At 74.5% G+C, this 10,940-nt stretch carries 11 protein-coding genes; 6 read left to right on the top strand and 5 right to left on the bottom strand.

Annotated features, from left to right (window positions below):
* Positions 1-32: 32 nt before the first annotated feature.
* The 5 genes from hisN to ACFU7Y_RS30185 all read right to left on the bottom strand — a co-directional run bounded on the left by hisN (position 33) and on the right by ACFU7Y_RS30185 (position 4,556).
* The gene (gene hisN / locus ACFU7Y_RS30205; protein ID WP_224283146.1) at positions 33-830 is read right to left on the bottom strand and encodes a histidinol-phosphatase; all 798 of its coding nucleotides are present in this window, start codon (positions 828-830) and stop codon (positions 33-35) included.
* An 82-nt stretch (positions 831-912) separates the two neighbouring features.
* Positions 913-1,236, bottom strand: a complete 324-nt coding sequence (locus ACFU7Y_RS30200; protein WP_224283147.1) for a multidrug efflux SMR transporter — start codon at positions 1,234-1,236, stop codon at positions 913-915.
* A gap of 127 nt (positions 1,237-1,363) precedes the next feature.
* Positions 1,364-2,416, bottom strand: a complete 1,053-nt coding sequence (gene rsgA / locus ACFU7Y_RS30195) for a ribosome small subunit-dependent GTPase A (protein WP_224283148.1) — start codon at positions 2,414-2,416, stop codon at positions 1,364-1,366.
* Between the two features lie 15 nt (positions 2,417-2,431).
* Entirely contained in the window at positions 2,432-3,763 is a 1,332-nt protein-coding gene (aroA, locus tag ACFU7Y_RS30190; RefSeq protein ID WP_380770303.1) for a 3-phosphoshikimate 1-carboxyvinyltransferase, read from the bottom strand.
* Positions 3,764-3,830: 67 nt separating this feature from the next.
* Positions 3,831-4,556: a M50 family metallopeptidase gene (locus tag ACFU7Y_RS30185; protein WP_224283150.1), complete on the bottom strand. Its 726-nt coding sequence runs from the start codon at positions 4,554-4,556 to the stop codon at positions 3,831-3,833.
* Between the two features lie 164 nt (positions 4,557-4,720).
* On the opposite strand from ACFU7Y_RS30185, the gene ACFU7Y_RS30180 reads away from it, so the two are divergent.
* The 6 genes from ACFU7Y_RS30180 (at position 4,721) to ACFU7Y_RS30155 (ending at position 10,867) form a co-directional block, all read left to right on the top strand.
* Positions 4,721-5,473 (top strand): SOS response-associated peptidase, encoded by a 753-nt coding sequence (locus tag ACFU7Y_RS30180; protein WP_224283151.1) that lies wholly within the window; start codon positions 4,721-4,723, stop codon positions 5,471-5,473.
* Positions 5,474-5,503: 30 nt separating this feature from the next.
* Entirely contained in the window at positions 5,504-6,151 is a 648-nt protein-coding gene (locus ACFU7Y_RS30175; RefSeq protein ID WP_380770301.1) for an alpha/beta family hydrolase, read from the top strand.
* 374 nt (positions 6,152-6,525) lie between these two features.
* The gene (locus ACFU7Y_RS30170) at positions 6,526-7,176 is read left to right on the top strand and encodes a sigma-70 family RNA polymerase sigma factor (RefSeq protein ID WP_049655069.1); all 651 of its coding nucleotides are present in this window, start codon (positions 6,526-6,528) and stop codon (positions 7,174-7,176) included.
* Positions 7,173-7,583, top strand: a complete 411-nt coding sequence (gene rsrA / locus ACFU7Y_RS30165) for a mycothiol system anti-sigma-R factor (protein ID WP_380770299.1) — start codon at positions 7,173-7,175, stop codon at positions 7,581-7,583. The genes ACFU7Y_RS30170 and rsrA overlap by 4 nt, the downstream gene beginning before the upstream one ends.
* A 378-nt stretch (positions 7,584-7,961) precedes the next feature.
* Complete coding sequence (locus ACFU7Y_RS30160) at positions 7,962-9,395, top strand: HD-GYP domain-containing protein (RefSeq protein WP_224285326.1); 1,434 nt, start codon at positions 7,962-7,964, stop codon at positions 9,393-9,395.
* 122 nt (positions 9,396-9,517) lie between these two features.
* Positions 9,518-10,867: an HD-GYP domain-containing protein gene (locus ACFU7Y_RS30155; RefSeq protein ID WP_380770298.1), complete on the top strand. Its 1,350-nt coding sequence runs from the start codon at positions 9,518-9,520 to the stop codon at positions 10,865-10,867.
* Positions 10,868-10,940 lie beyond the last annotated feature (73 nt).

Here is a 10,940-nt window from a genome sequence, read left to right as displayed (position 1 = left end):
GGCTCCCACCGGTCAAGGGGCCGCGACCACGGTCAGACGCTCAGCCGGCGCAGGGCTTCCTCGTGCAGCAGCCCGTTGGAGGCGACCGCGTCGGCGCCGCCGGGGCCGGGGATGCCGTCCAGGCCGGTGAAGCGGCCGCCGGCCTCCTCGACGATGATGCAGTTGGCCGCCATGTCCCACAGCGACAGCTCGGGCTCGGCGGCGATGTCGACGGCGCCCTCGGCGACCATCATGTAGGACCAGAAGTCGCCGTAGGCGCGGGTGCGCCAGCAGGCGCGGGTGAGGTCCAGGAACGGGTCGAGGCGGCCGCGCTCCTCCCAGCCGGTGAGCGAGGAGTACGAGAAGGACGCGTCCTCGATCCGGGAGACGCCGGAGACGTGCAGCCGGGAGGCCTTGGCCAGGCTGCGGCCGCCGAACGCGCCGAGGCCCTTGGCCGCCCACCAGCGGCGCTGGAGCGCGGGGGCCGAGACGATGCCGACCACCGGGCGCTCGACGCCGTCCGGGCCGTCCTCCAGCAGGGCGATCAGGGTGGCCCAGACCGGGACACCGCGGATGTAGTTCTTGGTGCCGTCGATCGGGTCGATCACCCAGCGGCGCGGGCCCGAGCCCTGGAGGCCGAACTCCTCGCCGAGGACGGCGTCGCGCGGGCGGGCGCGCTGGAGCACGCTGCGCACGAGTTCCTCGGCGGCCTTGTCGGCGTCGCTCACCGGGGTGAGGTCGGGCTTGGTCTCGATCTTCAGGTCGAGCGCGCGGAAGCGCTCCAGTGTGACCGAGTCGGCCGAGTCGGCGAGGACATGGGCGAGTCGGAGGTCGTCGTGGTAGTCGGCCATGCCGGAAACCCTAGCGAGCCTCCCCCGATCGGCACAGCCGGGCTCGCGGGGCGGGACGGAACGGGTGCGGGCGCCCGGCCGTTCAGTGCGCCGCGGTGCTGAGCTGGAGGCCGACGACGCCGGCGATCACCAGCGAGATCGAGACCAGCTTGAGCACCGAGGTGCTCTCGCCCAGGAAGGCCATGCCGTAGACCGCGGTGCCGGCCGCGCCGATGCCCGTCCACACCGCGTAGGCGGGGCCGACCGGCAGGGTCTTCAGGGAGAGGGTGAGCAGGCCGAAGCTGCCGAGGGCGAACACGCAGAAGCTGATGGTGGGCCAGAGCTTGGTGAAGCCCTCGCTGAGCTTGAGGTTGACCGCGAAGCCGGTCTCCAGCAGGCCGGCCAGGACCACCAGGGCCCATGCCATCGCGTGCCCTCCCTGTCGATCGACGGTCGGACCGCGATGGCCCGACTTTCCTATGATCGCCAGGTGAGCCCGCTCCGACACCTCGAACGGGCCACCAACCTCAGGCAGTGGCGAAGGGCGGCCGGGCTCAGTCGACCTCGCCCTCCTTGCTGGCCAGCAGACGGCGCAGCGAGTAGAGCCGGGCGGCCTCGGCGTGGCCGTCCGCGACCCACGCGTCCAGCGCGCAGTCCGGCTCGTCGTGGCTGCACGCGCGCGGGCAGTCGACGGTGCCGGGCTCCAGGTCGGGGAAGGCGTGGATGACCCGGGACGGGTCGATGTGCGAGAGGCCGAAGGAGCGGAAGCCGGGGGTGTCGATCACCCAGCCGGAGTTCAGCGCCTTCTTCGAGCCCGGCTTGGCGCCGGGCGGCGGGGGCAGCCGCAGGGCCAGGGCGGAGACGGTGGTGTGCCGGCCGCGGCCGGTGACCGCGTTGACGTGCCCGGTCTGCCGCTGGCGGTCCGGGACGAGCGCGTTGACCAGGGTGGTCTTGCCGACGCCGGAGTGGCCGATGAACACCGTGGAGAGCCCGCGCAGGTGCTCGCGCACGGCCTCGGCGCCGGTGGTCTCCAGCTCGTCGCGGCGGGTGACCACGTACGTGATGCCCAGTGACGCGTAGGAGTCCAGCAGCGTCGAGGCCGGGGCGAGGTCGGACTTGGTGAGCACCAGCAGCGGCTCCATGCCCGCGTCGTAGGCCGCCACCAGGCAGCGGTCGATCAGCCGGGGACGCGGCTCCGGGTCGGCCAGGGCGGTGACGATGGCCAGCTGCTCGGCGTTGGCGACCACGATCCGCTCGTACGGGTCGTCGTCGTCCGCGGTGCGCCGCAGCACCGAGCTGCGCTCCTCGACCCGGACGATCCGGGCGAGGGTGTCGGCGTCCCCGGAGAGGTCGCCGACCAGGTTGACCACGTCGCCGACGACGACGCCCTTGCGGCCCAGCTCGCGGGCCTTCATGGCGACGACCTCGCGCTCCTGCTTCGTTCCCGGGTCGACCAGGCAGGTGATCCGGCCGCGGTCGACGGTCAGCACCATCGCCTCGGCGGCGTCCTCGTGCTTGGGTCGGATCCGGGTCCGCGGCCGGGAGCCCCGGCGGGCGGGGCGGTTGCGGATGTCGTCCTCGTCGGCGTCCTTGCCGTAGCGGCGCATGTGCTCAGTCTCCGCTCAGACGCCCGCCGCCGCTCCGCCGAGCAGCTCGGACCACATCCCGGGGAAGTCGGGCAGGGTCTTGGCGGTGGTGGCCACGTTCTCGACCTCGACGCCGGGCACGGCGAGGCCGAGGACGGCGGCGGCGGTGGCGAGCCGGTGGTCCTCGTAGGTGTGGAAGATGCCGCCGTGCAGCGGGCGCGGGCGGATCCGCAGGCCGTCCTCGGTCTCGGTGACGTCGCCGCCCAGGTCGTTGATCTCCTTGGCGAGCGCGGCGAGCCGGTCGGTCTCGTGCAGGCGCAGGTGGGCGATGCCGTACAGGTGGGACTCGGAGCCGGCGAGCGCGGCGACCGCGGCGATCACCGGGGTGAGCTCGCCGACGTCGTGCAGGTCGGCCTCGATGCCGTGGATCCGGCCGGTGCCGGTGAACTGGAGGCCCTCGTCGGTGAACTCGCAGGCGCCACCCATCCGGGTGTAGATCTCGCGCAGCTGGTCGCCGGGCTGGGTGGTGTGCTTGGGCCAGTCCCGCACGGTGACCCGGCCGCCGGTGACCAGGGCGGCGGCGAAGAACGGCGCGGCGTTGGAGAGGTCCGGCTCGACCACCAGGTCGCGGCCGAGCAGGGCGCCGGGGGTGACCCGCCAGACGTCCTTCTCGCCGCCGTCCTCGGGGGCGTCGACCTGGGCGCCGGCCAGCCGCAGCATCTCCACCGTCATCCGGATGTGCGGCAGTGACGGAACCGGGCCGCCGACGTGGCGGACCTCGATGCCGTGGTTGTAGCGGGCGCCCGAGAGCAGCAGCGCGGAGACGAACTGGGACGAGGAGGAGGCGTCCAGCTCGACCGGGCCGCCGTCCAGCGAGCCGGTGCCGTGCACGGTGAGCGGGAAGGCGCCGCGGCCGCCGTCCTCGATCCGGGCGCCGAGCGCGCGCAGGGCGTTGATCACGCCGTGCTGGGGGCGCTCGTAGCAGCGCGGGTCGCCGTCGAAGTGCACCGGGCCGTCGGCGAGGACGGCGAGCGGGGGCAGGAAGCGCATCACCGTGCCGGCGTTGCCGACGTCGACCGAGGCGGGGCCGAGCAGCGCGGGGGCGGGGATGACCCGCCAGGCCTCGCCGCCGCCGGTGCCGCCGGAGTCGTTGTTGACCTTCTCCTCGATGGTGACCCCGAGGGCGCGCAGGCCGTCGGCCATCAGCTGGGAGTCGCGGCTGCGCAGCGGGCGGCGCACCCAGCCCGGCCCGTCGGCGAGTGCCGCCAGCACCAGGGCCCGGTTGGTGACCGACTTGGAGCCGGGGATGGTGACGGTGGCGTCGACGGGGCTGGTCGCGACGGGGGCGGGCCACAGGGTCTCGGTCATGGGGCAAGTCTAGGGGCCGCACCGGAACGGCCTCGGCGGCGGCCGGACGGCGGGCGGGGGCCGGGGGCTACTGCAGGGGCTGGAGCAGCCATGCGGCGCCGAGGGCGAGGCAGGCGAGGGCGACGAGCAGGAAGACGGTGACCCAGGCGAGGGCGGGGACGTGGGTGAGCCGGGCGAGCTGGTCGGCGTCGGAGTCGCGGGCCCAGCCGATCCGGCGCTGGTGCTGGAGCTCCAGGACGGGGCGGACGGCGCCGAAGAGCAGGAACCAGCAGCCGAGGTAGGCGAAGCCGGCCTGGACCTCGGCGCTGCCGAACCAGGAGACCAGGAAGAAGGCGCCGCCGGCGACCAGCACGCTGAGGAAGCCGAAGGCGTTGCGGATGCGCAGGAGCAGGGCGAGCAGCAGCACGATCGCCAGCCAGAGCAGCAGGGTGATCCGGTCGGCGGCGAGCAGGGCGGCGCAGCCGAGGCCGAGCAGGGCGGGGGCGGTGTAGCCGGCGGCGGCGGTGAGGACCATGCCGGGGCCGGTGGGGCGGCCGTAGGAGAGGGTGAGCCCGGAGGTGTCCGAGTGCAGCCGGATGCCGGCCAGCTTGCGGCCGGTGACCAGGGCGATCAGGCCGTGGCCGCCCTCGTGGGCGATGGTCACGGCGTTGCGGGCGACGTGCCACAGCGGGCGGGCCAGGACGGCGAGCAGGGCGGCGGCGCCGGTGGCCAGGACCAGCCAGCCGGGCGGGGCGGTCTGGGTGCCGGCCACCTGGTTCCACAGGTCGCCGAGGGTCTGGTCGTTCGCGTTCATCGGTGTCTCTCCGCCTCCGTCCGTCGCACTGGGCCGTCGCACTGGGCCGTCGCATTGGGCCGTTCGGGGCAGCCTCCCATGCGGGGACGGGCGGGCGGGAGCGGGCGGTTCCGGGCCGGGGACGAACAAGTCCTGAGGACCGGCGGCATGGCAAGCTGGCCCGCATGTGCGGTCGGTTCGCAGCCAGCAGCAAGCCCGAGGACGTCGTCGAGCTGTTCGACGTCGAGCACTGGGACCCCGAGGAGACCCTGGACCCGAACTGGAACGTCGCGCCGACCGACAGCGCGTTCGTGGTGCTGGAGCGGCTGGGCAGGGACCGGCCGCGGCCGGTGCGGCAGCTGCGGGTGCTGCGCTGGGGGCTGGTGCCGCAGTGGTCGGACTCCGCCGAGACGGCGGTGAAGATGATCAACGCCCGGTCGGACACGGTGCACGAGAAGCCCTCGTACCGGCAGGCCTTCGCCGCACGCCGGTGCATCCTGCCGGTGGACGGCTACTACGAGTGGCAGACGGTCCCGGGGGAGCGCGGCAAGGCGCGCAAGAAGCCGTACTTCGTCTCCCGGGCGGACGGCAGCCCGCTGGCGCTGGCCGGGCTGTACGAGTTCTGGCGCAACCGGGCGGTGCCGCCCGGGCACCCGGAGGCCTGGCTGGTGACGTTCACCGTCGTCACCACGGACGCCGAGGAGGCGCTGGCGCCGATCCACGAGCGGATGCCGCTGTTCCTGGACCCGCAGGACTGGGACGAGTGGCTGGACCCGCGGCTGACCGACCCGGACGGGCTGCGCAGGCTGCTGACACCCCCGCCGCCGGGCGCGCTGCTGGCCGCCCCGGTGTCGCCGGCGGTCGGCAGCATCCGCAACAACGGCCCGGAGCTCAAGGAGCCGTGGGCCGAGGTCGAGTACGAGACCACCCTGTTCTGACCCGTGCCGAACGTTCCTGGAGACGTCGAGATGAGCACCACCGAACTGGTCCCCACCGAGGCCGGGGAGGCCCGGATCAGCTACCACCGGGCCGCGGAGCCCGAGGCCGTACTGGCGCTCGGCCACGGTGCGGGCGGCGGGATCGAGGCCCGGGACCTGGTGGCACTGGCGGGGAGGCTGCCGGCGCGCGGGATCACCGTGGCGCTGGTCGAGCAGCCCTGGCGGGTGGCGGGCAGGAAGCTCGGCCCGGCGCCGAAGACGCTGGACCTCGGCTGGCGGCCGGTGGCCGAGCGGCTGGCCGGGCAGGGGCTGCCGCTGGTGGTGGGCGGGCGCAGCGCCGGGGCGCGGGTGGCCTGCCGGACGGGCGCGGCGACCGGGGCGGTCGGGGTGGTGGCGCTGGCGTTCCCGCTGCACCCGCCGGGCAAGCCGGAGAAGAGCCGGGCCGAGGAACTGCTGGACTCCGGGCTGCCGACGCTGGTGGTGCAGAGCGCGGCGGACCCGTTCGGTGGGCCGGGGGAGTTCCCGGAGCTGCCGGCGGGGCACGAGCTGGTGGGGGTGCCGTACGGCAGCCACGGCTTCGAGGTGCCCAAGCGGGCGCCGGTGGGGCAGGACGAGGTGCTGGACCTGATCTGCGGTGCGGTGGGGGACTGGGTGCTGGCCCTCGTCCGGCGCCGGTGAGCAGGGCGTTTCCACTCGGTTACGCGTGCGAGTGAATGGCTGGTGCGGGTGGGAATGCGGGAGGGGTTCCCGTGGTTGTCGTCACCGTCAGCAGGAGTCACCGGTGAGAGGCAGGGCAGATGGGTTCGATCGCGTGCCCCGAACGGCCTGAGGAGCGCGAGGCCACCGCGGCGTTCGCCCCCTCCTGGTCGGAGTGGCTCGACGCGGGCGAGAAGCCCGTCAGCCCGATATCCTCCATTTCTGGACGGCCCGCCGTGGGCCGTGTCCGTCATGCCGAGGAGGTGGGTCCGGTCGTCGGGACCGAGCACGAGGCCGATCCGGGCCGTGGCCCGGGCGACGCCCTGCCTGCGGGCGAGGCGCTCACCGGTGAGGAGCTGGCCGAGGCGATCGGTGAGGACACCTACCGGGTGTCGGCGGAGGAGAGCGAGGAGGCCCGGCGGGAGCGCTTCGAGCGCGACGCCTTGGGCTACCTGGATCCGATGTACTCGGCGGCGCTGCGCATGACGCGCAACCCGGCCGACGCGGAGGACCTGCTCCAGGAGGCGTTCGCCAAGGCGTACGCGTCCTTCCACCAGTTCCGCGAGGGCACCAACCTCAAGGCCTGGCTGTACCGCATCCTCACCAACACGTTCATCAACTCGTACCGCAAGAAGCAGCGGGAGCCCCAGCGCACCGCGGCGGAGGAGATCGAGGACTGGCAGCTGGCCCGGGCCGAGTCGCACATGTCGACCGGTCTGCGCTCGGCCGAGACCCAGGCGCTCGACCACCTCCCCGACAGCGATGTGAAGGACGCGCTCCAGGCCATCCCGGAGGAATTCCGGATCGCCGTCTATCTCGCGGACGTAGAAGGCTTTGCGTACAAGGAGATCGCGGACATCATGGGTACTCCCATCGGTACGGTGATGTCCCGGCTGCACCGCGGCCGCCGTCAGCTGCGCGGCATGCTGGAGGATTACGCCCGTGAGCGCGGGCTGGTCCCGGCCGGCAGCGGGGCAGGGCAGGAAGCGAAGGGCTCGGGCTCATGAGCTGCGGCGATCCGCACGAAACCGAGTGTGGCGAGGTCCTCGACCACCTCTATGAATTCCTCGACAACGAGATGCCCGAGGGCGACTGCGCGAAGTTGCGCGTGCACTTCGAGGAGTGCTCGCCCTGCCTGAAGCAGTACGGGCTGGAGCAGGCGATCAAGGCGCTGATCAAGCGTTCCTGCGGGTGCGACGACACCCCGACCGACCTGCGCGGCAAGGTGCTGGCCAGGATCGACTCGATCCGGGCCGGGCAGCGCTCGGGCGAGCAGGTGGTGGTCGCGGTGGAGACCACCGTCGAGGTGCACGCCGAGTCGGCCCGGCCGGCGCCCAGGCCGGGCGCAGCGGCCGAGGCGGAGTCGGCCGAGCGCTCCGGCGCGCCGGTCGAGGCCGGCGCCCAGGCGGAGTGACGGCCCGTCGGGCGAACGTCCGTACGGTGGCCGGCCGGGTGGTCGAGCGCCGGGTGCGGTAGTCCGTCGGTCCGCCGGTGAGGGCGGGCCGGACGGTTCGGACAAGGAGTACAGCGGCCCCGGGAGCATGCGCCCCCGGGGCCGCTCCCGTCCTGCTCGCATGCGCCGTCACTCGTTCGAGTGAGTTGGCGGTGCGCCAACTGCGCCATTGCGGCACCATGCGTCCCCATGCCCGGGCGGCGGCCTATTCTCCTGACGGACACTCACCGTCGGTCCGCCCGACGCGTTGAGGCAACACGGGGTCCGTACGGCGGGGAGGTCGCGATCGCTACCGACTGTGGAGGATCGACCCTGCCGCGAGGAGCGGCGCGCTACCTGGTGGCCGTCCCGGTGGCGGCGCTGTGCTGCCTGGTGCCACTGCTGCCCGCCGCGGCCACCCCCGGGGTGCCGGGCTGGCTCGGCGCACCGGTGGACTGGCCCAAGGTCGGACTGCTGGCCTTCCTGCACGGCTGCTGGGAGTCCCTGGCCCAGGGCCTGCCCACGCCCTGCCTGGTGCTGGTGCGCCGGTTGCTGCGCCGGCCGGCGCTGCCCGAGCGGGCGCCCGCCCGGCCCGGGGTGAACGCCTTCTTCCCGGTGCTGTTCGCCGGGGTGCTGATGCTCCCGCCGGCCGCCTCGGCCCTGGTCGCCGCCCCGGCCGCGCTGCTCGGCGGACCGAGCGGGCGCGGCTGCCGCCCGCGCCAGCTGTTCAACGGCTCCCAGCTCGCGCTGTGCGCCTTCGCCTCCTCGGCCGCCTTCTACCAGCTGCACGGTCCGCAGCTGCTGCTCGGCTCCCGCTTCCCGGCCGCGCTGCTGCCGGGATTCGCCGCCGTCGCGGTGTTCTGCCTGGTCAACGGGGTGGTGGTGGGTGTCATGCTGATGCTCAGCGAGGGCCGCCGGGCCGGGGTGCTGCTGCGCGGGGCGCAGTCGGTGTGCGGGCTGCCGGTGCTGGTGCACGCGGCCGGCGGGCTGATGGTCGCGGTGCTCTGGCAGGGCCCGTACGGCGCGTTCGCGGCGCTGCTGGCGCTGCTGCCGCTGTCCATCTCGGCCTGGGTGTTCGCCCAGGGCCAGCGCGAGCGGGACGCCCACCAGGCCACCGTGCAGTCACTGGTGCAGGCCGTGGAGATCAAGGACTCCTACACCCGGGGCCACAGCGAACGGGTGGGCCACGCCTCGGTGCTGATCGCCGCTCAGCTCGGCATGGAGGCCGAGCGGCTGCGCACCCTGCGCTTCGCCGGCATCCTGCACGACGTCGGCAAGCTCGGGGTGGCCACCGAGCTGCTGCGCAGAAACGGTCCCCTGACCGAGGCGGAGCGCCGGGCGGTGGAGATCCACCCGGTGTACGGGTACGAGCTGGTGCGCGGGATCGACTTCCTCGGCGAGGCGCACGCCGGAATCCTGCACCACCACGAGCGGATGGACGGCCGGGGCTACCCGAGCGGGCTGGCGGGCGAGCAGATCCCCGAGTTCGCCCGGATCATCTCGGTCGCCGACGCCTTCGACTCGATGACCTCCACCCGCTCCTACCGGCGCGGCCGCCCGGTCGGCGAGGCGGTCGCGGAGCTGGAGCGCTGCTCGGGCAGCCAGTTCGACCCGGTGATGGTGCGGGCGCTGATCGACGCGCTGGCCGGGCACGACTGGCAGCCGGTGGTGCACTCCGAGGACTGCATCCAGGCGGTGCCGGACATCCCGCTCGGGGTGCCCGAGCCGGTCCGGGCGGCACCGGGCCGGGTGTCGCCCCAGGGCGGGACCGTCCCCGCAGCCGGGCAGTCGTGAGGGCCCTCGGGCGCGAGGTCCGGGGGCGTACGGTCCTCGGGCGCGCGATGTCCGGCCGTGCCGCTTCCGGGCGTACCGCTTCCGGCCGTACGGCTGCCGCTGGTTTTGCTGCCGCTCGTGCGGTGTCCGGGGCCCGGGCGCTGCGGCGCGTGGTCCTCGGCTGCACGCCCTGCGGGCGCACCGCGCGCGCGGTGCACGCGGCGGCCGCCGTGCTGCTGGCGCTCGCGCTGGGCGCGGTCGCGGTGCGCGGGGTCGCGGGGCCCAGGGTCGCGCTGGCGTTCACCGTGCTGATCGCGCTCGGCGAGTGCGTCCGGATCACCCTTCCGGGGGATCGGGAGCAGGCGCCGATCGGTGCGGCCGGCGCGCTGGCGTACGCCCTGCTCGGGCCGCTGCGTGGAGTGCCGACCGCGCACGGGACGCTCCAGGTGGTCGCGGTGACCGGAGCCGGCCTGCTGCTGGGCCGACTGGCCGGTCTCGTCCTGCCGCGCCCCGTCCCGCCGGACGGCCCCGGGCACCCGCACCGCCGTCCGTCCTGGGCCGACCCGGCCCGCCGCGACGGCGCCGCCCGCCGGGTGCTCGCCGTCGGCTTCGCGGCCGCCGTCTTCCAGCCGCTCTACAACGGCGGCACGGTCGACCGCTTCTCCCCCGATGGCCCGGCGTACGGGGTGTTCCTGACCGCCGTCGCCGCGCTGGCCGCGCTCTGCGACGCGACCCTGGCGGCACTGCTGCGCCGCTCCGGCGGCGGGCTGCGGTTCCCGGCGGCGCTGGAGGACGAGCTGCGCTCGCTGTTCGGCATCGGCTCGGCGATCGTCGCCACCGGGATGCTGGTCAGCCTCGCGGCCGGCGAGGTCGGGCTGTGGGCGCTGCCGCTGTTCTGCACCCCGCTGCTGCTCGCCCAGGTGTCCTTCCGGCGCGCCGCCGCCGTGCGGGCCACCACCGGGCAGACCATCGCCAGCCTCGCCAGGGCCACCGAGCTGGCCGGCTACACCCCGCACGGGCACGCGCGCCGGGTCGCGGACACGGCGTGCGCGCTGGGCCGCGAGCTGGGTCTGGGCACCCGCGAGCTCGCCCTGCTGGAGTACGCCGCGCTGATGCACGATGTCGGCCAGCTGTCCCTGGTCGAACCGGTGCCGGACGGCGCCACCGCCCTGCTGCCCTGCGCCGAGCAGCAGCGGATCGCCCGCCTCGGCAGCGAGGTGATCAGCCGCACCGGGGTGCCCCGGCAGGTGGCCGAGCAGGTCGCCCGGCTGGCCGACCCCGTCACCGCGACCGTCCCCGGCGAGGGACCGGTGCCGCTCGCGTCCCGGATCATCCGGGTCGCCAACGCCCACGACGACCTGCTCACGGCGGCCCGCGGCCGGGGAGTCGGCGAGGCGGTCGGGCGGCTGGAGGCGCTGGAGGCGCTGCGGCTGGGCCGCGGCCGGGTCTACGACGCCCGCGTGGTGGACGCCCTGGCCAGGGTGGGCGGATAGGGCCCGTCCCGCCGATCCATCCCGGGGCCGCGACCCGGTCGGCAAGACGGGCCCCGGGCCCGCCGCCGAAGGG

The organism is Kitasatospora sp. NPDC057542 (genome assembly GCF_042801945.1).
Classification (GTDB): Bacteria; Actinomycetota; Actinomycetes; order Streptomycetales; family Streptomycetaceae; genus Kitasatospora.
This window is presented reverse-complemented; position numbering and strand designations above follow the sequence as displayed.